The sequence below is a fragment of the Candidatus Marinimicrobia bacterium CG08_land_8_20_14_0_20_45_22 genome, from assembly GCA_002774355.1.
In the GTDB taxonomy this organism is placed as follows: Bacteria; Fidelibacterota; UBA2242; order UBA2242; family UBA2242; genus 0-14-0-20-45-22.
Window position 1 is genome coordinate 1 of the sequence record PEYN01000128.1, and the last position, 21,450, is coordinate 21,450.

The 21,450-nt window shown below is 42.6% G+C and carries 18 protein-coding genes and 2 tRNA genes; 2 read left to right on the plus strand and 18 right to left on the minus strand.

The features are described from left to right. The first annotated feature begins 273 nt into the window (after window positions 1–273). Both COT43_07545 and COT43_07550 read left to right on the plus strand, forming a co-directional pair. Window positions 274–347, plus strand: a tRNA-Gln gene (locus COT43_07545). Between the two features lie 26 nt (window positions 348–373). Continuing rightward, a tRNA-Glu gene (locus COT43_07550) sits at window positions 374–449 on the plus strand. 47 nt (window positions 450–496) lie between these two features. On the opposite strand, the gene menA is transcribed toward COT43_07550, so the two are convergent. From menA to COT43_07640, 18 genes are all read right to left on the minus strand, one after another. After that, window positions 497–1,372 (minus strand): 1,4-dihydroxy-2-naphthoate octaprenyltransferase, encoded by an 876-nt coding sequence (gene menA / locus COT43_07555; protein ID PIS27980.1) that lies wholly within the window; start codon window positions 1,370–1,372, stop codon window positions 497–499. A gap of 66 nt (window positions 1,373–1,438) precedes the next feature. Beyond that, window positions 1,439–3,592: a S9 family peptidase gene (locus tag COT43_07560; protein PIS27981.1), complete on the minus strand. Its 2,154-nt coding sequence runs from the start codon at window positions 3,590–3,592 to the stop codon at window positions 1,439–1,441. Continuing rightward, complete coding sequence (locus COT43_07565; protein PIS27982.1) at window positions 3,589–6,468, minus strand: hypothetical protein; 2,880 nt, start codon at window positions 6,466–6,468, stop codon at window positions 3,589–3,591. The genes COT43_07560 and COT43_07565 overlap by 4 nt, the downstream gene beginning before the upstream one ends. 8 nt (window positions 6,469–6,476) lie before the next feature. After that, on the minus strand, window positions 6,477–7,652 hold the full coding sequence (locus COT43_07570) for a hypothetical protein (protein PIS27983.1): 1,176 nt from the start codon (window positions 7,650–7,652) through the stop codon (window positions 6,477–6,479). Further along, a complete protein-coding gene (locus COT43_07575) occupies window positions 7,636–7,845 on the minus strand; it encodes a ferredoxin (protein PIS27984.1) in 210 nt (69 codons plus the stop codon). Before COT43_07575 ends, COT43_07570 begins: the two co-directional genes overlap by 17 nt. Beyond that, window positions 7,842–8,876, minus strand: coding sequence for a hypothetical protein (locus COT43_07580; protein ID PIS27985.1), 1,035 nt, complete (start codon window positions 8,874–8,876; stop codon window positions 7,842–7,844). The genes COT43_07575 and COT43_07580 overlap by 4 nt, the downstream gene beginning before the upstream one ends. Then, window positions 8,870–10,240: an amidophosphoribosyltransferase gene (locus COT43_07585; GenBank protein ID PIS27986.1), complete on the minus strand. Its 1,371-nt coding sequence runs from the start codon at window positions 10,238–10,240 to the stop codon at window positions 8,870–8,872. Before COT43_07585 ends, COT43_07580 begins: the two co-directional genes overlap by 7 nt. Window positions 10,241–10,243: 3 nt before the next feature. Then, window positions 10,244–11,299 carry a histidinol-phosphatase gene (locus COT43_07590; protein ID PIS27987.1) on the minus strand — a complete coding sequence of 352 codons (1,056 nt, stop codon included), beginning with the start codon at window positions 11,297–11,299 and terminating at the stop codon, window positions 10,244–10,246. Continuing rightward, a complete protein-coding gene (locus COT43_07595; protein ID PIS27988.1) occupies window positions 11,296–11,655 on the minus strand; it encodes a hypothetical protein in 360 nt (119 codons plus the stop codon). The genes COT43_07590 and COT43_07595 overlap by 4 nt, the downstream gene beginning before the upstream one ends. Continuing rightward, the gene (locus COT43_07600) at window positions 11,652–13,007 is read right to left on the minus strand and encodes a sodium-dependent transporter (protein PIS27989.1); all 1,356 of its coding nucleotides are present in this window, start codon (window positions 13,005–13,007) and stop codon (window positions 11,652–11,654) included. The genes COT43_07595 and COT43_07600 overlap by 4 nt, the downstream gene beginning before the upstream one ends. Continuing rightward, window positions 13,004–13,555 carry a hypothetical protein gene (locus COT43_07605; protein PIS27990.1) on the minus strand — a complete coding sequence of 184 codons (552 nt, stop codon included), beginning with the start codon at window positions 13,553–13,555 and terminating at the stop codon, window positions 13,004–13,006. The genes COT43_07600 and COT43_07605 overlap by 4 nt, the downstream gene beginning before the upstream one ends. A 63-nt stretch (window positions 13,556–13,618) precedes the next feature. Further along, a complete protein-coding gene (locus tag COT43_07610; GenBank protein ID PIS27991.1) occupies window positions 13,619–14,509 on the minus strand; it encodes a hypothetical protein in 891 nt (296 codons plus the stop codon). Between the two features lie 3 nt (window positions 14,510–14,512). Next, window positions 14,513–14,899: a hypothetical protein gene (locus COT43_07615; GenBank protein ID PIS27992.1), complete on the minus strand. Its 387-nt coding sequence runs from the start codon at window positions 14,897–14,899 to the stop codon at window positions 14,513–14,515. 7 nt (window positions 14,900–14,906) lie between these two features. After that, window positions 14,907–16,352: a glycine dehydrogenase (aminomethyl-transferring) gene (locus tag COT43_07620; GenBank protein ID PIS27993.1), complete on the minus strand. Its 1,446-nt coding sequence runs from the start codon at window positions 16,350–16,352 to the stop codon at window positions 14,907–14,909. Between the two features lie 8 nt (window positions 16,353–16,360). After that, the gene (locus tag COT43_07625) at window positions 16,361–18,979 is read right to left on the minus strand and encodes an alanine--tRNA ligase (GenBank protein PIS27994.1); all 2,619 of its coding nucleotides are present in this window, start codon (window positions 18,977–18,979) and stop codon (window positions 16,361–16,363) included. A 183-nt stretch (window positions 18,980–19,162) separates the two neighbouring features. Then, window positions 19,163–19,840, minus strand: a complete 678-nt coding sequence (locus tag COT43_07630) for a hypothetical protein (GenBank protein ID PIS27995.1) — start codon at window positions 19,838–19,840, stop codon at window positions 19,163–19,165. Window positions 19,841–19,847: 7 nt separating this feature from the next. Next, complete coding sequence (gene recA, locus COT43_07635) at window positions 19,848–20,873, minus strand: recombinase RecA (GenBank protein ID PIS27996.1); 1,026 nt, start codon at window positions 20,871–20,873, stop codon at window positions 19,848–19,850. 14 nt (window positions 20,874–20,887) lie between these two features. Continuing rightward, complete coding sequence (locus COT43_07640) at window positions 20,888–21,448, minus strand: RNA 2',3'-cyclic phosphodiesterase (protein ID PIS27997.1); 561 nt, start codon at window positions 21,446–21,448, stop codon at window positions 20,888–20,890. Window positions 21,449–21,450 lie beyond the last annotated feature (2 nt).

Here is a 21,450-nt window from a genome sequence, read left to right on the forward strand (position 1 = left end):
CAAAACTATTATCTATCTCCTGACAGGTAAACTCGACCTCACCTCTAATAATAAACACTATCTACCCATTTAAAATGCGAAAGAACCATATTAAATATAGGCGGAACCGTTACCCCTCTTACATTCTATCAGGGAATGGACAGAGTCTCTGTTAGATAATTGTCGGTTCCGCCTCACCGTTTTGAACGACATCTTATCCTCCTTTATATACTGGAATGATTTACTTGAGAATTACTCCTTCATATTGTAAATTTAGCCCGCTTTTTTAAATGATGGGAAGTCGTCCAACGGCAGGACATCAGACTCTGGATCTGGTTATCGGGGTTCGAATCCCTGCTTCCCAGCAAATTTCCCGAAGAAGTTTATTTGAAATGGCGCATTCGTCTAGTGGTCTAGGACGCTGGCCTCTCACGTCGGCAACAGGGGTTCGAGTCCCCTATGCGCTACAAATATGTGACAAGTTTAATTACTCCTGATGACGCAATCAAACAGAAATTTAGAGAATAAATCCCAACGAAAGAAGAATAGTTCCCAGAAAATGAATTCCGATCGTTGCGGCATTGACCGGCAATAACTCCTGAATGGTGTTGTATTTCTTGGATGATATAGCAATATCCCAGAAGATCATGGGCGTCAGCAAAAATACAAATGATGTCCAAATAGGGAAAACGCTTTTTAATATCCAACCGAAAATCCAGATAAAAGAGCCGACTATAGATAACTGATAAAACCGGATTGCTTTTCGTTTGTCATGAAAATGGACAACCATAGTTCTTTTACTGGTCTGATAATCCGCATCGAAATCCTGAAACTCGTTAATAAATATGATCAATCCGACCCAAATCCCAACCGGTACCGAAGCCAAGATTGGCAACCATGAAAAACTATCGGTCTGAACAAACCACGAGCCAAACACGATCAAAGGTCCAAAAGCCAAAGCGATCCCTACTTCTCCGATTCCGCGATAGGATAAACTGATCGGAAGAGCGGAATAAAAGAATCCGATTAATATGCCAACAATTCCGATCCATAAAATGACATCCCCTTCGGATTTCCAATTTAAAAATAAGCCAATCCCAATGGATACAGAGAAAGCAATCAATGATACGATGAGCATTTGAACAGGAGATAATTGACCTGTTTGAATCATTCTACTACCGCCAGAAAATACATTATAATTACGGTTAACTTCGTCATTTCCGGAAAGATGATCGTAATAATCGTTGATAATATTCGCCCCGGCATGAGCCGATACGGCGCCGATTAACGTCAGCCAAAATAGAAGCGGATTGAAAACGTGGAACTTCGACCAGGCGATCGCAGTACCCAGAATCACCGGCGCGATGCTCGCAGTAAAAAACGGAGCGCGCATTACTTTCAGCCAGAAAATTATCTTATTTATAAAGGACTTCACCACCCAATGAAACGAGCAAATCCGTTATAAGTTTTTCTTAAGAAAATCCGCCATCTTTTCGTATAGATGAATCCTTGCTTCGTTATCGGAAATTCCGTGATCGCGATTCGGATAAACCATCATCTCGAACGATTTTCCTTTTTTCACTAATTCATCGATGAACATCGCGCTATTTTGGAAGTTGACATTGTTATCGGCCTGTCCGTGCACAAGAAGGAAATTTGCTTTGATTTGATCGATGTAATTGAAAGGCGAACTTTCAAAATACCCAATGCTATTGTCCTTTGGAAGTCCCATATATCGTTCTGTATAAGCCGTATCGTAATATTTCCAATGCGTTACTGGTGCAACAGCAATTCCTGTTTTGAATACATCTGGACGTTTTGCCAACGCATAAAGAGTCATGTAACCGCCATAACTCCAACCCCATATTCCTATCCGTTTAGCATCGACATAGGGCAATGTTTTCAAATATTTTATCCCATCCAATTGGTCTTGTAGTTCAAATTTCCCCATCGACAAGTAAATTTTTCGTTCAAACTCGCGTCCGCGATTTGCTGATCCACGATTATCGACGCTAAATACAATATATCCCTGTTGCGCCAAATATTGGTTCCAGGCACCAGCAAAACTATTCTTAACGAGTTGATAACCAGGTCCGCCATAAATATAAACAAGCACTGGATATTTTTTCGATGGATCAAAATTCTTCGGGCAGAGCATAGAACCATAGAGCGTCGTTCCGTCTAATGCCTGAATTTCAACAAATTTCGTTGTGCTAAAACCGTACTTATCTTTGTTAAAATCTTGATTCTCAAATATCAATCTTCTCACGTTTCCAGTAACTGATGTCAAATAAATTTTAGAAGGAAATTCCGAAGTCGAATATTTATCGAGATAAGACTTTAATGTTGGCGAAAAGACAATATCGTGACAGCCATCGGTGCTATCGATTTGCTCGCAACGTGCTGAATCCAAACTGACAGAATATAAATGTTTTTCTAACGGCGATTTTTTGGTTGCTGTGAAATAGACTTTTCTGGCTTTTTCATCGACAGCATTTAAATCCGTTACACACCAGTTTCCCTGCGTGATCTGTCTTTTCAGATTTCCCTTGCCATCATAAAGATAAAGATGCATATATCCGTCTTTTTCCGAGAACCAGATAAAATCCGAACTATCCTTAAAAAAATAGTATAACTCATTGATATTTAAATAGTATGATTCTTTTTCTTCCAACCTAAGTTCGCACGTTCCCGTCAATGGATCACCGACAAATAATTTCAAAGAACTCTGTAGCCGATTAATCGTAACCAAGGCGATTCGATTCGTTGATGGAATCCACTTAAATCGCGGAATATATTCTTTTTGGGAAGCGTCCGGTTTCATCCAAATAATTGATTTATCGGCAACATTGACGACTCCGACCTGAACATCCGGGTTTTTCTCTCCTGCTTTTGGATAATATTTCCAATTCACTTCCGGATATATCCCAGAATAACTAATCAACGGAATTCTATTCACATTCGATTCATTGAGTTGTAGAAATGCAATTTGTTTACTATTAGGAGACCATTTATATCCTGACGACATATCAAATTCTTCACGATACAACCAATCCGGCTTTCCGTTCCAGATTTTTTCGTTTCCATCCGCTGTCAATTGAGAGACAATTTTTGTCCGTAAATCAATAATCCACAGATTATTTGATTGTATAAAACTGATCAGATTCCCATCCGGTGAAAACTGAAAATCCTCTTTCGGTTTTCCATCAGATGTCAACTTTTCAATTGCTTTCGTTTTCACAGACATTATAAAAATATCGTCTTTCCCGGTCAGCAGAATTTTATCCATCAATGGCGACCAGATCGCACTATTAGCATTCAACGCAATATTGTTCGTTCCATCGAAAAATGTCAAATCTTTCGGTCTGAAAACCGTATCGACTCGTGCCGAATCCGCTGACATTCGTATTAATGAAAGTTGATCTTTCTCTTCTTTTCCAAAATAGGTAACGAATTTTCCATCCGGCGTCCAGCAGTAATTCTTACTTGTGGAAGCGTCTCTTGCCAATCCCGGATCGGTCACGATTGATTTGATTGTTATCCGACTCGAATCCTGTGCATTGAGACTGAATGCACAGGCCAACACTAAAATGATGAATTTCATAAGAATCATACTTTATCCTTGCCAAAAAATTGTTGGACCGATTGTATCAACTCATCTTCCCCTGCAACTGTTTCTGTCGTGACCGGAATACACTCTTTGAAAAATCTGCCGTATGGCATCCGATCGATCCGATTATCAAGATTGATGACAATACCAATGTCGCTGGTTGATCGAATCAATCGTCCGACACCCTGTCTAAATTTAAGAACCGCTTCCGGAACGTAATATTCGTTGAAAGAATTTTTTCCTTCTTCTTTAAATTTCTCGACGTTTGCTTCGATGATTGGTTCGGAAGGAACCGGGAAAGGTAGTTTCGTGATCACTAAAATTTCCAGAGAATTCCCAATGACGTCCACCCCTTCCCAAAAACTATCCGTACCAAGAAGAACAGAATTTCGCTCAGCGCGGAATTGATCGAGAATTGATGAACGTGATCCGCCATGCCCTTGCGCCAATAATGTAATACCCAGATTTTTAAAAGTAGGCGCAATCAGTTTATAAACATCACCCAACGAAGAATAGCTGGTAAACAACGCCATGATTCCGCGTTGTATTTCCTTCGCCAGACGAATCAAAATCGATGCGATCACAGACGGCTGAATCTCTCCGCCTTGTTGTGAAACCGTGAAAAACTTCATCTGATCTGAATACTTAAACGGAGAACCAACAGCAACGCTTTGAACCGATTCACGGTCAAGAAACAGTGCGCCGGTTCGGCTCCCAATATATTCGAATGAATCGGCGACTTTTAATGTCGCAGAAGTTAATATCGTCGTTTGACGTTCCTTCAGTACCTTTTCAAATATTTCCGTATTCACAGCCAATGGTGTGCAGGCAAGTTCGACTGTCGTTTCCCTGCCGCTTGCACCGATTTCATACCAAAAAATCATTTTTTCGTCATTTCCATTCACGACTTTTTTAAACGTACTCCGATAAAAGTCTAATTCGCTAATCGTATTCGTCAATTTTGCGTTTAATTCATCATAAAGTTCTGGAAAATCCGCAACCAGTGTTTTCATTTTTTCGTTCAAACCAACTAATTTCTCGTAGAGATTGTTCATTTCAGTGGCAAAAGTGCTGGTTTCCATTTCAAAATTCGGAAAAGCATCCACAAATACTTTATACCGCTTTTTCACGCCATAGTTCTTACCGTTTGAATTCTTGTTAATGAAATGCGTACTTGTGATTTTTTTAAAGAAAGATACAGTAGTGATTCTGAGGTCGGAAACGTTGTCTTTAATTTTTTCGACGATTGGTTCAATATCACGGAGTTTTTTGATTTGCCGGCAGAAATCGACTACGTTTTTAACGATTCCGCGCTCCACAGTCGTTCCTACACTAATTTCGTTGAGCAAAGAGGCAAGCATTGGAAGATTAATCTTCTCTGCAAAGTAGGTATAAGCATTTTTTTCAAGATTATGCGCCTCATCGACAATCAGCACAGAATAGTCTGGTAAGGCATGACTGTCGGAAGCCGAATCAGCCAGCAATAGCGAATGGTTGACAATAACAATGTCGGCATCCTGAGATTGATGCCGAATTTTTCCCAGATAGCAACCATCATATTTCTGACAAACGCTGGTTGTGCAAAAGCCCGGTTCTGAACAGATTTCTTTCCAAATAGCAAAATTGTTCGTCACATGAAATCCGTTATTCTCACTAATATCTCCAGTCTTTGTATGCTTCATCCAAATTACGATTGGAATGATAGCAGACCGATTGGCAAAACCCAAAGTGTTTCCGATGTCCGCCAAAAATCGATTCCATCTGGTCTTACAGATGTAGTTATTTCGTCCCTTTAAAAGAACCGCTTTGAATGGCAGTTTCAGTTCTTGAGAAATGAACGGAATCTCTTTATAGAAAATTTGCTCCTGCAAGTTTTTTGTGTTGCTGGCAACGATTACCCGATTGTCGTCTTTTCCGTTTCCGTTTAGCCAGAGAATCGAAGGCACGAGATAAGCCAAAGTCTTCCCGACGCCTGTTCCCGCTTCTATCATAGCCGTCTGCTCGCTGAGAAGCGAGTCTAAAACAATCTTGGCCATCTCTTTTTGTTGGCGTCTCGGTTCATAATTCTTCAGAACAGCAGCAATTTTTCCGGATTCTCCAAAAAACCTTGCAGCAAGTACGTTAGTAGAAGTTTTTTGAAAGAGTTCATTATCTGTTGATTCAATTTTCTTCCCGATAACATTATTTGGTGTGTGCCAATCGATTACCGGAATCCGATCAGAACCGATTGAACCAGCGGCAGATAACCTTTCCGAAAGATGTAAGTATAACAACTTATTCGGATCATCCGTTCCTTCGAGAATTCTGTTGATGGTTTGAAATGTCTCAAAATCGTATTTCATTGCTTCCCGGATCAAACACAGAAAAATGCGACCGGTGTTCAGAGCATCCGTTTCGGCACGATGTGCATCTTTCGCCGAAAAACCGCAATATTCAGCAACCGTAGTCAATCGGTGATTATGCAAATAGAAAAAAAACGCCTGTGCTAAAAGTGATGTATCATAAATGAAATTTTTCAATATGCTTTTATGATTCTTTTTAACGCGCCTTATATATTCTTTTAAAAAAGCCAAGTCGAATCCGATGTTATGTCCAACGATTGGCAATTCTCCGATAAACGTGAGCGCTTCTTTCAGACGTTTTTCAAACGGCGCTTCTTCGGTAACCATCGTTGTTGTGATTCCGGTAAGTAATTCAATTTCAATTGGAATCTCAAAACCCGGATTGCAGAGAAAAGATTTTATTTCCCGTGGTTCTCCGTCAATAAAACGGATTCCGGAAAACTCAATAACCGCGTCGTTTGCCGGATTTAATCCTGTCGTCTCGAAATCGATTACGACAAAATCAGACAAATACAGTTGTTTTAAGATTTCTTTCATTAAGCCTATTAAAATCCTGAGAATGCTTTGATAGCATCTACGATTAGTGACGGTTTATTTTTGACAGCCAATCGAAAAATACTCGACATTTTAACGTCGGTGGGATTCATACCCTGAAATGCGGATGCGATTTCTTCAAAATCCTCATCGGTCATGTTGCAAATCCATTGTTTCAACCGGTAGAATCGCCGATAATCTTTTCCGATAGTTCGATTCCATTCGGTTTCGTAAGCACGAAGTTTCTTTCTTGATGTATTGCCTATACGAATTGCATCCGCCGCAACGGTCCCAGCCATCTTCCCGGAAGCCATAGCAGACGAGATGCCGCCACCTGTCAATGGATTCACTTGATGCGCCGCATCGCCGACGACCATCAGCCCATCTGCTACTAATTCGGCGAGATTCGTCGAAACAGGAACACCGCCGTAAATTGTGGTTAACCGTGAAGCGTTGGGAAAATTCTCTTCGAGGAACCCGTTTAAATACTCTGCCGCCGAATGTCCATTTGTCATTGATCCGTTTACACCAAGACCAATATTCGCCATCCGTTCGCCTTTGGGAAAGACCCAGACATAACCGCCGGGCGACCATCTTTCTGAAAGATAAAAATCGATTCGTTCCGAATCAATATCAACGTTTCCAGCAAAGATCTGTGCACAAGATTCTATATCCTTCAAAGGAAGATTTGTTTGGATTCCAGCCATTCGCGCAATTCGGGATTCGATACCGTCAGCGGCGATGACAATTTTAGTTTGTACTGTTCGCTCGCGGTTTTCATAGCGGATGAAAACATTCAAAAAACCACTTTCTGTTCGAGCAAGTCTATGCGCAGTTGCTTTTGTGAAAATTTCGGCACCGCATTTCATGGCCTCGACTGCCAGATCGTGATCGAATATACGCCGATTAATGATGTAGCCAATTTCGTTGGAATGAATTTCAACTTGTTGCTTTGTTGGCGAGTAAAACCGAAAATTTCGGATTGTCGTCGCAATCCACTTTGGGTTAATGTCTATGATTTTTCTTAACCCGACATCACTAATACCTTCGGCACATCGCACAGGAACGCCGATTTCTCGATCCCGTTCTATCAACGCAACGGAGGCGCCATTCAACGCGGCAAAACGAGCCGCAGTCGATCCTGCCGGACCGCCGCCAATTACCAGAACGTCATAGCGGTCTTTCATCGGATTCCTCCTCTTCGTTCACATCGCTAATCGCACCAACCGGACAAACTTTGATGCAAAATCCGCATTCAATACAAACACTATTATCGATTTTTAAATAAGTTCCTGCCAATTCCAGACAATCTTTCGGACAAACCGAAACACACGCGCCACAAAGATCACAGATTTCGCGATTGACAAGAATCATTTTTATTCCTCTTCCACCCTAAATGTCGGATAATCCAAATCGAAACGTGAGATATAGTAAATTTTTGCCAAATAGAAATTGACCAAGATGACGATAAAGAATAATGGAAATTCAAAACAAATAAACATGGCAAGAAAAAATATTGAATATCGAATTGTCCTCAGCACCCAAACCACGTCCATTTTAAACAATAAAATGATGTATAAAGGCAACGAAATCAAAATCGGATGTGTGATGATTGGATCGTCTAAAATCAGACCGGTAATGAAAGCCGTAACAACCCAAACCGTCGCCACCCAAACACTTGTTCGGATTCCATATTTTACGGCGAAAGTTTCTTTGGAATGAGCCGCATCGCCTTTCATATCCGGTATCGTCGTCATGAGAGTAATCGATCCCCAGGCAAATAGGTATGGAATGACATGAATTAATGCATTCTGATTCAATACTCCGGCAAAGCTCCAGCCGATCAAGAATAAAACAAATCCGCCGAAGACATTTGCCCAAACTCCCATCCACGGCTTATCTTTCCATACGAACGGTTTAAAATTGTAAAAATATCCCCATAATATGAGAAATATTGCCAGAAGGATGAACAACGAAATAGATTGAATCAGAAAAACGATCAAAGCGACGCCCATCGAAATCAAAGCAATTATTCGCGCGATGCTGGCTTTAACATGATTTTCGGAAATGAGAAATAGTTTTTTATTGTCCTGATCGGTTCCGATATCGCGAATTTGATTAAGTATAAACGTGCCTCCGGCGGCCAATGTGAGAAACGCAAAATTCCCAAAAACCTTCCAATTGACACCGACTTTCCACCAAATTAATTGAGCATCCGTTATAAAATAGACGGAATAACCGGCAAGTGCGATGATCCAGATAGGAAAAAATAGCGTCGGGCGAAAGATGAAAAGATAGTCCAACGGCTGAACAAATTTCATCGGTAGTTTGAACTGATAATCGTCCTGTCTCATCACCTGAATTTGCTCTTTGAGTCTCAACCAGATGGATTTCTTTGATGTTTTTAACATGACAGTTTGCCCTCTATTTTGGGGTGAATGTCGGGTTCGATATATTTTCCGGTAAAACAAGCGGTGCAAAAATGGTCGCGTGGCAGGCTCATGGAATCCAGCAAGCCATCGACGCTGATAAATTCCAGACTTTCGACTTCCAGATAATCGCGGATGTCCTCGATAGATTTTTGGTTGGCGATCAATTCATTCTGAGATGGAAAATCCATTCCATAAAAACAAGGAAATCTGACAGGCGGTGAGCCAATGCGGATGTGGATTGATTTTGGACAAGCTTCGCGAATTAGAGTCACAAGTTTTTTTAACGTCGTTCCGCGAACGATCGAATCATCGACAACGACGACGTTCTTGCCTTTCAACACTCCACCGATCGGATTGAATTTGATTTTCGTAGTAAAATCTCGCATCGATTGCGTTGGATGAATAAAAGTACGCCCAATATAATGGTTCCGGATCAATCCAATATCGAAACGCGCTGAGGACCTTTGAGAGTAACCAATTGCGGTCGTGTTGCTTGAATCCGGAACGGATATGACAATATCGGCATCTTCGACTGGTTTTTCAAGCGCGAGAATTTTTCCGAGTTTGCGACGGGTTTTATCGACGTATTCGCCAAAAATCCGGCTGTCTGGTCTGGAAAAATAGACATATTCAAAGATACAATGACGCGGACTCGATTCGGCAATCTGGTAAGATTTTTCACCGAATTTATCGATGACTACCATTTCGCCGGGATTGATATCCCGTTCGTATTTGGCGCCGATCAAATCCAGCGCACAGGTTTCGGACGCATAGACCGTCGCATCGTCAAGTTTTCCAACGCAAAGCGGACGGATACCGTGACGATCGCGCGCGACGATCATCTTTTCGCCATACAGGATGATCATTGAGTACGCGCCCTCTACTTTCCGAAAAGCGGACAGGAATCGTTCTTCGATGCTTCCAGAGGCATGCGAAAAAAGATGAATAATAAATTCTGTATCGGAAGTCGTCTGAAAAATGGCGCCTTTTTTTTCAAGTTCTTCCTGAATTTTGTCCAGATTAACAAGATTTCCATTATGAGACAGCGCAATCTGTTTCCCGCGATAATTAAAAACCAGCGGCTGGATATTCTCCTTTTTGGAACCGCCGTGCGTCGAATAACGAACATGCCCAAGCGCAATTTTCCCCGGAAGACTTTCCAGACTTTTCCGGTCGGAAAAAACATCCGACACCAAGCCATTATCTTTTCGGATGAATGTCTTTTTATCATCGTAAGTCACAATGCCGACTCCCTCCTGCCCGCGATGTTGCAGGGCAAACAAGCAGAGATAAGCCAGCGTCGATGCTTCGTCATGATTGTATATCCCGACTATTCCGCACATAATTTATCCATTTTCTTTTATCCGAATATGGTTTGAATAAATCCAGCCGCGGTGATCTTTTTCCGCCTCTAAACGGTAGACTCCTTCATCGACTTTGATCTCCAGATTATCGGTTTTTTGTTCAAAAACCGGCTGACCATTCCGAATCAACCGGCAAACGGCTTTTTTCGGAAGAATAGCGCGAACAGTCGCAGATTTCCAATGACCAGTTTCTCCCATACCGATCAATTCCGAACCATTTTCCGCCCACATACGAAAACCTTTGGCATCGCCTCTGCGATAATTAGAAAAAAAACAGTTACCGCTGGAAATGATTTTGCGAATCTCTGCTTCCGTCTTCTCAAGGGGATCAGACTGTTTCCATTCTTCGTTTGTCAGCAGATGCGTCCTGATAGACTTGAACATCACTTTATAGTCAAAAATCGCTTTAGGAAAGAGACAGAGAATTTTGAATTTCGTTGCATGGACATCGATCGAACCAATTGCCGTTACCTTTCGCACAAGATTTGCATTGTCCCACCAATCGATCAATTTTTTGGATGGAAAAGTCGAAAAACTGCGTGGATGGACGACATTCCACAGAACATTCTTCATCGTTGTCAGTTCCAACCAATGCGACATCATATTCCATAGTTCAATAGTTTCAATTTCCGGATAGTCGAGACTGCTCCATGTAATGGCGGGATAACCGGGAAGCGCCGAACGTGAGATTCGTTCTTCGAATGGGTGAGCGGCAATGCCAAGCGCTTTTTTTTCTTTTACAACCTTAATATATTGTTCGTGAGTTAATTCTGAAGAAAGCGCATTGTCCAAACCAAAAATCAGGTAGTGATGGCGATCATCCGCGTCGTTCATTTCATACCCGACACTGACGAATAGATTTCCGTGCCATCCGGCAAAACCTTCCTCTCGACCTTTCAAATTCATGTGATCGGACATCATCAAATAGTCCAAACCTGCGGACTGCGCATCATGGATAATCTCCGGATAGGTTCCGCTCCCGTCGCTATAAACGGAATGCACATGGATGCAACCGATATATTCCCTGAGTTCTTTCATTTCACCTGATTTATAAAAACTAACGCAACAGCGGTTCCCGCTACGTCGAAAAGTACATCCTTCCAACTAAAAAACCCATCTTTTTTCCGTGTATCAAAAATTTCTTTTGATACACCCAGCGTGACTGTCATCATTGTGGATACATTTTCTGATGCATTTCGCGATTTATTCGCTATTCTGGATTGCACATAATACGCAGTCATCGTCATATAGACAGCCGATGTAAAATGCTTGAGTTTGTCCAATCCTAACCACGGATCGCGAGAATTCTTCGGAACCAAGACAGGACGATCTCCTGATGAAAGTATCATCGTGGCAAGAATTGTCATGATCAGTACTCGTTGACTTCGCTTCATAGAATTCCGATTAATAGTAAAAAAACCAGTAGAATCATGATCGGCGTAACAAATCGGACGATAAACATCCAGATTAAAACGATCCAACCTTTGAAACCTTCACTTCCTTCGTGCACATAGGAAAGAACTTTGTCTTTTCCCCAAAACCAACCGACGAAAAGCGCCATACAAATTCCTCCAACTGGCAGAAAAACATTCGATGAAATAAAATCGGCAAGTTCAAAAACGGTTCGATGAAAAAATTGAAAATCTTTCCATGCCCCAAATGAAAGTGCGCTTGGAATTCCCAATAAAAATACGAAAGAACCTACAGCGATGGCGACGTTTTTTCTTTTCAGATTAAACTCATCAACAAAAAATGAAACGATTACTTCGAGAAGGGAAATCGTCGATGTCAGAGCCGCGAGGCAAATAAGAATAAAGAAAATTATTCGGAAAAAATAGCCTCCGGGAATCGTATTGAACAAAATGGGTAAAATATTGAACAACAGCGCAATACCTTGCCCAGGTTGAAGTCCCATTGCGAAAAGCGCCGGAAAGATCATAAAACCCGACAGAAGCGAGACAATCACATCCAACGTTACCATGCTAATAGCGCAAACCGGTATATTTTCTTTTTTTGAAAGATAACTGCCGTACGTCAGTAGTGCGCCCATTCCAAGACTCAAACTGTAAAACGCCTGTCCGAGTGCGACCAATACAACTCGCGGCGTGATCAAAGAGAAATTAGGCTTAACCAAATACAGTATTCCGGCTTTGGCTCCATCGATCGTGATTCCGCGAATGACGAGTACTATCAACAGAAAAAACAAAAGCGGCAACATCCATTTGCTTGCCAATTCGATACCTTTCGTGACGCCGAAATAAATCACAACTACCGTTAAAGACATAAATATCGCCGAATAAACAACGCTCCAGATTGTTGAGGATGAAAATTGCTGAAACAGTATTCCGGCTTCTTCCGGCTTCCCAAGTGATTGGAACGATCCTTTGATAGATTCAATGACGTAGCCAAGGCTCCAGCCAGCAATGACATTGTAATAAGAAAGGATCAGAAATCCGGTAATGACACCTAACAACCCGACGCCAATCCAAAATGGATTTCCGCCCGATAATGCCCGGAAACTGCCGACCGGGTTTTTCTGACCTGTTCGTCCGATAATCATTTCTGTTATAACCAGCGAGAGTCCGATCACAAAAACACAGATCAGATAGACAAAAATGAATGCCGCGCCGCCGTTTTCACCAACCAGATATGGAAATCGCCATATATTTCCGAGTCCAATTGCCGAACCGGTTGCGGATAAAATAAATCCGATGCGCGATCCCCATTGCTCTCTCTGATTATTCATTTCTTTCTCTCTAATGCAAATGAAATGTTCATACCGACAGACTCACGATCGGCGATGGCGCTGACGTCAATGTCATCTTTCGGAAAATTGGAGAGATGCGCATCGACATAAGCATCCAAAATGCTGATAAAATAGACACCGGCGCACCACCACGCATACTTATTGCGTTTTTCACGAACACGCCAAGAATCAACTGTCAATTTATAACCAGTATATAGATTGACGGAGTCCTTTTTTTGTGCTTCTGTCAGACTATTCCAGATGTCTATACCGATGTCGGCTTTAGTGTTTTTAACATATTGATAAATTTTATTGTACTCAACCGTTTTATAAATGTAAAAAACTTCTGCGGAGATAAATCCAACTGCCTTTAACGGACGATTGAGGTACAACTGCCCAGCACCCGGAAACGCCAGAGAAATAAAAAACGTCTTGCGCGGAGAAATAACGCTTGTCGAGTCCTTCTCTTCTGCCGCCATATTCAACGGATGGAGGGTAAAAATCAAGATTGCTACGCAGATTATTTGAATTTTCGAGATGCGTTTCACTTTTGTTCTTTTTAAGAAATTAATATCGGATAATCTGACTGTTTGATTTACACCTTTAAGGAATCAGTTATTCCAATCGCCGATTACCATGGCGGAATTCGGAACGATCGAGACCCGGACTTCTTTTGCGTTGACATCATACACTTCCCCGTCGAAATGAATCGGCAAGGGAACTTCGCTTTTCACTGAAATCGTTTCCCCCTTCTGAATGTTCACTTCCTTAACGATACCCAGCGTGCCGGTCTTGAGACGTCCAAGATTCATTAATATTTTCCAGATCGGAATATCCCGAATATGACAGATGTCGAAATTTCCATCATTAATGACTGCATCCGGAGTCAGCATCAATCCGCCGCCGGATGAACAGCCGTTTCCAATCGCTAAAAGATATGCAAACTTGTTTGGAACAGGCAGATCGTCAATCTCGATCTGGACTGGAATCGGACGCCATCGCGCCAGACAACTAAGAATCGTAATATAATATGACATTGCGCCGCGAAACAGTCGTGTACTCTTGCTCCGAAGGTTGACATATCCGTCAAAACCGATGCCGACGCCATTTAGGAACAATCGATCACCGATTATGCCCAGGTCCATCATGCGACAATCATATTGCATGAGTATTTTAACGGCTTTTTCTAAGTTTTTCGACACGCCGATACACCTCGCAAAATCATTACCCGTACCCTCGGGAATGATACCCAAAGGCGTTGTTGTTCCCGCAAGTCCGTTCATCACTTCGTTTGCCGTTCCGTCTCCACCATAAGCGACAACAGCGTCGTATTCATCGTGAATCTTATCAGCGATTCTCGCCGCATGAAACGGATATTCCGTAATATAGTAATCGAATACGGCGTCCTGATTTCTCGTAATTTCCTGGAGACATGGCAATTTTCTTGCGGTTTTTCCACGACCGGCAGTTGGATTGACTATGACCGCATATTTTCTTTTCATCGATTAATTCTCCAATGTCGCAACCGCCTCGATTTCCACAAGTGATCCCAAGGGCAATCGGCTGACTTGTATTGCCGAACGCGCCGCCGGCTCTTTTGGAAAATATTCAGTAAAGACCTGATTCAGCATCGTAAATTTGTTTAAATCAATTAGAAACACTGTGACCTTAACAATTTTTGATAAATCGCTTCCGGATGCCTCCAGCACAGTTTTCAGATTATCCAAAACCTGTCTTAATTGCCCTCCGAAGTCAGATGCTTCTATTTTTCCTGATTTCGGAACAATAGGCAGTTGTCCGGAAGTAAAAACGAATCCATTCGAAATGATTGCATGACTATAATGACCAACCGGCTTTGGCATTTGTTCGCTTTGAACGATTTTTCTACTCATGGTAATTTTACTTTCCCCAGCAAACATTTAACTCTTTATTTGCTTTCAATTCGTCAAGACGACGAACTGGAGTGTTATGAGGCGCCGAATGAAGAATTTCCGGATTTTCGTGCGCTTCTTTATCAATCGTTTCGAGGTACGAAATGAACCGATCCATCGATTCCTTGTCTTCCGATTCCGTTGGTTCGATCATTAAGGCTTCTTTCACAATAAGCGGAAAATAGATCGTCGGAGCGTGAACGCCAAAGTCAAGCAAACGTTTAGCAATATCAAGCGTTTTAATGCCAAATTGTCGAAATCCTTCTCCGGATGCGACAAATTCGTGCATACAAAAACGATTATACGGCACATCATATTTTTCAGCGACTTTAACACGCATATAATTAGCGTTTATAATTGCGTTCCGGGACACTTCGCTCAAACCAACCAATCCATGCATTCGGATATAAACATAAGCCCGGACGATAATACCGAAATTGCCTAACAAACCGATGACTTTTCCGATGGAATCCGGCTGATCGCAGGACAGTTGATAAATTCCATTCTTCCAGATGATCCTTGGGATCGGTAGAAATTTTACGAATTTCTCTTTCACCGCGATGGGACCGCTTCCCGGACCGCCGCCACCGTGCGGAGTCGAGAACGTTTTATGAAGATTGATATGCGTGATGTCAAATCCCATGTCACCGGGACGGACAATGCCTAGTAATGCGTTTAGGTTGGCGCCGTCCATGTACATGACTCCGTCGAATCGATGCACGATTTCGACTATCTCTTTGATCTGTTCCTCAAAAAGACCCAATGTGTTGGGATTGGTCAGCATCAAACCGGCCACATCGGAATTCATTTTCACTTTCAGATCTTCGATATCGATACATCCGCGATCGTTGGATTTCAACGGCAATGTTTCAAAGCCCGCCGAGTGCGCGCTCGAAGGATTCGTTCCGTGCGCCGAATCCGGGATTAGAATGTATTTTCGATGTTCGTCCTTTGATTCATGATATTTTTTCATGACCAGAACGCCGGTCAGTTCGCCGTGTGAACCTGCCGCAGGTTGAAGCGTGGCGGAGTGCATACCGGTAATTTCACAAAGGTCGCGCTCGGTCTCGAACATAATCTGCAATGCGCCCTGAATCGTCTCTTTCGGCTGAAACGGATGTACGTCGGCTAAACCTGAAAGTCCGGCCAATTTGTCGTTGATCTTCGGATTATACTTCATCGTGCACGAACCCAGAGGATACATGTCGCGATCGACGTGATGATTCATGCGGGAAAGATTCACGAAATGTCGAACGACTTCCGGTTCGCTGACTTCCGGCAAATCCGGATCGTTTTCTCTTATTAAATCGGGCGGCAGAATCTTCCCGGCAGACTTCATATCCAGTCTTACGAGTGGAAGCGCGGCGCCGGTTTTACCGCTTTTTGAATAATCAAAAATCAACTGTTCCATAATTGTTCCATTTATAAGGTTTGTAATTTTTGCAAAATTAGGTTCCGAACCTTTTCAAAAACTTCAGGTATTTTTCCCGGAAATTTCCCGCCTGCCGTCGCCAGATGCGGTCTTCCACCACCGCCGCCCCCGAGAATCGCTCCCAATTGTTTGATCCAATCGCCGGCGCCGATGCCGTATGCCCGGATTGTCTCATCCGGAACGACGACGACAAGATTCACGCGTCCCTCAACGACTGATGCCAGAACGCCGATACCCATATTGAGTTTTTCTCTGACAATATCGCCGATTTTCTTCAAATCGTCCATATTTTTCGAATCAAACTTTTGGAAAACTGTTTTCAGATTGCCCACAACGGGCGCTTTGGCGATGATTTCATCGATCTGTGATTCTATTCCCGCCGTAGTTTGTTTGGAAATTTCCCTCTCAAATAGTTTATTCTCACTTATAATTTTTTCGGCTTTGGATTTAATCTCCGATCTTTTTGCGTTGAAAAGAGTTTCTAGTTCTACAATGAGATCGGCATCATTCATCGCCTCTGATACGGCAGATTCGCCTGTGACCGCTTCGATTCTGCGCACTCCTGCCGCAACTGAAGACTCCGATACGATCCGGAAAAATCCGATATCACCGGTTCTTTCCACATGCTTTCCTCCACATAATTCGGAGGAATAATCACCGACTGTGATGACACGAACAATATCGCCGTATTTCTCACCGAAAAGCGCCATCGCACCAGAACGCTTGGCTTTTTCATATTCCTGAATTGAAACAGTGACCGGAATATTTTCTCGAATGTTTTGGTTAACAAGCCTTTCGACTTTCTGCAACTGAGAGGCCGTAACTTTCTCATAATGAGTAAAATCGAAGCGCAATCTTTCAGACGTAACCAAAGAACCAGCCTGATGAACATGCTCGCCGAGAATCATTCGCAACGCGGCGTGGAGCAAATGCGTCGCCGTATGATTTGCGCAAATTTTTAGGTTCTCATCGCTCAATATTTCGGCAGTCACGTTGGGATTTTGACCCATTTTACCAGATTCTAACTTTCCGCTATGAATGATCGTTTGACCGGATTTAAACGTGTTCTCAATCCGGATTTTAAAATCACTTCCGGTGATGAATCCTTTATCGCCGACTTCGCCGCCGGATTCAGCATAAAATGGCGTCTTGTCGAGAATCAGATGAACCGTTTCACTATCTTGAATATATTTGCGGATGATCGAGTCGCTCGTTGTTTTCTCATACCCGATGAAATCGGAATCTTTACCTTCGCTTAAAACGGTCCATTTGTCAGAATTCGTCTCAATATTCATTTGAAAAGCGACTGTCGCCTTCGCTCGCTCACGTTGTTTGTTCATTTCTCCAGAAAATCCCTGTTCATCGACGGAAAGGTTTTCGTCTTTTGCCATTAATTGCGTCAAATCGAGGGGAAAGCCAAATGTATCGTATAATTTAAAGGCATCCGCTCCGGAAATCGTCGATTTCTCTTCGGATTTCATCTGGTTTGCTATTTTAGAAAATACTTCCAATCCTCGGTCGAGCGTATCGCCAAAAAATTTCTCCTCTGCCTTGATAACGCTTTGAATATGTGTTTTCCGCTCAACGATCTCTGGATAAACGTCACCAAGGATCTCGATCAACGGTTCAATTAGTTCGTAAACGAACGGCTTATTCATGTTTAGCATTCTACCGAAACGCGCCGCTCGACGTAAAATTCGGCGAATGACGTAACCTCGCCCTTCATTGGATGGCATACCGCCGTCGGCAATGGCGAAAGCAAGCATGCGAACATGGTCGGACAGTACACGATGTGGCATTCCAGTTTCCGTCCGATATGGAATGCCGGTAATCGACTCCACGCGGCGGATTATCGGCATAAACAAATCGGTATCGTAATTCGATTTCTTATCCTGCAAAATTGCGACAATGCGCTCAAATCCCGCTCCAGTATCGACGTGTTTATTCGGTAATGGATGCAAAACGCCTTCCTTGTCGCGTTCATATTGAATGAAAACAAGATTCCAGAGTTCAATATATTCCGGATCGGACGCATTGACTTTTAGGGCAGATTGACTCTCCAGCATGTCGCCCATGTAGTAGTGAATTTCGGTACAAGGACCGCAGGGACCGGTTTCACCCATTTCCCAGAAGTTTTCCTTCTCGCCGAACCTCAAAATACGATTAGGAGGAATATCAGTAACTTTTTCCCATAATTTTGTCGCTTCAACGTCATCACGATAGACTGTCGCCCAAAGCCTTTCTTTTGGCAATTTCCAGACATTGGTCAGCAAATCCCAAGCGAATATAATTGCCTGTTCTTTATAATAATCGCCAAACGACCAGTTTCCAAGCATTTCGAAAAACGTATGGTGATATGTATCACGTCCGACTTCTTCGAGGTCATTGTGTTTCCCGCTGACTCGAATACATTTTTGCGAATCGGCAACACGCGGATACGACGGTTTTTCGAGATTGAGGAAAATACTTTTAAACTGGTTCATTCCGGCATTTGTGAAAAGCAACGTCGGATCGTCTTGCGGAATGACCGGTGCGCTATGGACAATTTTATGATGATTCTGTTTAAAATACTGAATGAAATCTTCTCGGATTTCATGGGATGTCTTCATTATACTCCTACAAAACGGTATCTTTCTATCAAACACAAATCCGGCGATTTTCCGAAACCGCCGGAATCTCCGGTTTTATACTAAACGAATCATGTTAAATAACCCAATTCTGCCCGTAAAGTTATTTTCTATCGTGTAGATATGCAAGAAGATAACTCCGCCCAAAACCAGTCCGCTGAAAGTTTAGCGCGTCGGGAGTAACTTCGAGATAGCCTTGATCACCGTTTCGCTTCTGTACCCTTTTTGGATCAAGAAACGTATTAACTTCTGTTTGCGCGTTTTTTCATCAGTTAGCGTCTTCAATTTCTTCTCGCCAACTTTTACGGCAATACTAAGTTCATCAATTTCCGGCTCCATATTCTTGAGTAATTCATCAATGATCTCACCGGAGACACCTTTTTGCCGTAACGCGGATTTAATCTTTATAATTCCACTTTTATTTAGATGCAATTGATCTCGTATGAACGCACTGGCAAACGCGTTATCATCAAGATACTGATGTTCCAGACAATATTGGATCACCCGGCGAATTACAGCAATATCCGTCTGTTTCCGTCGGAGATAAAGTTCAACTTCGCGTTGACTTCGCATTCGGATTGTCAGAAAACGGATTGTCTGTTCTTTCGCCACTTCAAAGGCTTCGTGGAAAAGAATAATCCGAATCTGCTTTCCAGAAATAGATTGACCGACGGTAAGTAAAAAAACCGCTTTTGTCTCTGCGTTAATTCCAAATGCAAATTTTCCATTGAGAAAAACAGACACTCGATCTTTGCGCTTTTCCTGATTCGTGATCGCCGTGATTCGGTAAATCGAATCATCTTCCGGTGAAAAACCGGCTTCTGATTTCACTGATTTTACCATAGACTATTTACGACGCAACGGCTTCTGAAGCTTTCTCCAGCCCCAGATAAACTTTTACCTGTTTCTCGACCTTTTCATAGATGTCTTTATTTTGTTCGAGATAATTCTTAGCGTTTTCTCTGCCTTGGCCGATTTTTTCGTCGCCATAAGCAAACCATGAACCGCTTTTTTGAATAATATCAGCCTGAACCGCTTGATCCAGTAGATCGCCGATATATGAAATGCCCTGACCAAACGTCACATCGAATTCTGTTTCGCGGAACGGCGCCGCCATCTTGTTCTTGACAACTTTAACCTTCACTCGGTTTCCATAGTTGGTGTCTCCTTCTTTCAACGTCGATATGCGTCGAATTTCCAAGCGAAGCGATGTATAGAATTTCAATGCGCGACCGCCCGTTGTTGTCTCAGGATTCCCGAACATAACGCCGATCTTCTCGCGGATTTGGTTGATAAAAACAACAGCTGTGTTGGATTTGCTGACAGCACCGGTTAATTTTCGCAACGCCTGTGACATGAGCCGCGCCTGAAGTCCAACATGCGAATCGCCCATTTCTCCTTCGAGTTCCGCACGCGGGACCAAAGCCGCAACCGAGTCAATGACAACAACATCAATCGCATTACTTCTGACCAATGTTTCGGTAATTTCCAACGCCTGCTCGCCACTATCGGGTTGTGAAACAAGCAAATCCTTCGTAGAAACGCCTAAGTTCCCGGCGTATTTCGGATCGAGTGCATGTTCCGCGTCAATAAAAGCCGCGTAGCCGCCAGCCTTTTGAGCCTCAGCGATGACATGTAGCGCAAGCGTCGTTTTACCGGACGATTCTGGCCCGTAAATCTCGGTGATCCTGCCACGCGGAATACCACCAACGCCAATGCAAGCATTCAACGAAAGGCATCCAGTAGAGATGACATCAACAGATACCAGCGCTGACGTGTCGCCGAGTTTCATAATTGAACCCTTTCCGAACTGTCTGTCAATTTGCGTGATTGCTAAGTCGAGTGCGCGCACTTTGTTTTCATTTTTGTCTGCCATAATAATTCCTCCCGTTATTTTCTAAAAATAAAGGTTTCAATGGGTGTATAAACCGAACCGTGTAGACTTAATTCGCTTTTGAACAAAACCAAACGGTCGGAAATTTGTTGTATTGGAAAAAATGAATAAGCGAGAAAATCTTTCAATCTATCGTTCTCTATTTTATTGTATTTGACACGGCCAATCGTTAGGTGCGCTGTAAAGTTTTTTTCTTCTTTTGAAATCCCAGTTTTGAACAATGCGTCGTCAATAATAGAACCCAACCGTTTAATTTGTTCGACGCCTAGCGAGATTCCTATCCATAACAATCGAGGCTTGTTCATACCCGGAAAGACGCCCGTGCCTTCGCATTGCCAAACGAATGGCTCAACGCTTGATGAAACAGAACGAATCGCCTCAACGATTCCGGGGACGAGACTCTCTTCGGTTTCTCCCAGAAACTTCAAAGTAATATGCACATTTTCCGGTTTAACGAACCGGATACTGTTCTTTAAAACAGATAAATCCAACGAAATCTTATTCACCAATTGATGAATTTCGTCTGAAGTTGGGATGGCAATAAATAACCGTTTCATCA

Coding starts and splice junctions, on each gene's coding strand:
- menA (PIS27980.1), bottom strand. CDS start 1,372: ATGCGCGCTCCGTTTTTTACTGCGAGCATCGCGCCGGTGATTCTGGGT.
- COT43_07560 (PIS27981.1), bottom strand. CDS start 3,592: ATGATTCTTATGAAATTCATCATTTTAGTGTTGGCCTGTGCATTCAGT.
- COT43_07565 (PIS27982.1), bottom strand. CDS start 6,468: ATGAAAGAAATCTTAAAACAACTGTATTTGTCTGATTTTGTCGTAATC.
- COT43_07570 (PIS27983.1), bottom strand. CDS start 7,652: ATGAAAGACCGCTATGACGTTCTGGTAATTGGCGGCGGTCCGGCAGGA.
- COT43_07580 (PIS27985.1), bottom strand. CDS start 8,876: ATGTTAAAAACATCAAAGAAATCCATCTGGTTGAGACTCAAAGAGCAA.
- COT43_07585 (PIS27986.1), bottom strand. CDS start 10,240: ATGTGCGGAATAGTCGGGATATACAATCATGACGAAGCATCGACGCTG.
- COT43_07590 (PIS27987.1), bottom strand. CDS start 11,299: ATGAAAGAACTCAGGGAATATATCGGTTGCATCCATGTGCATTCCGTT.
- COT43_07595 (PIS27988.1), bottom strand. CDS start 11,655: ATGAAGCGAAGTCAACGAGTACTGATCATGACAATTCTTGCCACGATG.
- COT43_07600 (PIS27989.1), bottom strand. CDS start 13,007: ATGAATAATCAGAGAGAGCAATGGGGATCGCGCATCGGATTTATTTTA.
- COT43_07610 (PIS27991.1), bottom strand. CDS start 14,509: ATGAAAAGAAAATATGCGGTCATAGTCAATCCAACTGCCGGTCGTGGA.
- COT43_07615 (PIS27992.1), bottom strand. CDS start 14,899: ATGAGTAGAAAAATCGTTCAAAGCGAACAAATGCCAAAGCCGGTTGGT.
- COT43_07625 (PIS27994.1), bottom strand. CDS start 18,979: ATGAAGACATCCCATGAAATCCGAGAAGATTTCATTCAGTATTTTAAA.
- COT43_07630 (PIS27995.1), bottom strand. CDS start 19,840: ATGGTAAAATCAGTGAAATCAGAAGCCGGTTTTTCACCGGAAGATGAT.
- recA (PIS27996.1), bottom strand. CDS start 20,873: ATGGCAGACAAAAATGAAAACAAAGTGCGCGCACTCGACTTAGCAATC.
- COT43_07640 (PIS27997.1), bottom strand. CDS start 21,448: ATGAAACGGTTATTTATTGCCATCCCAACTTCAGACGAAATTCATCAA.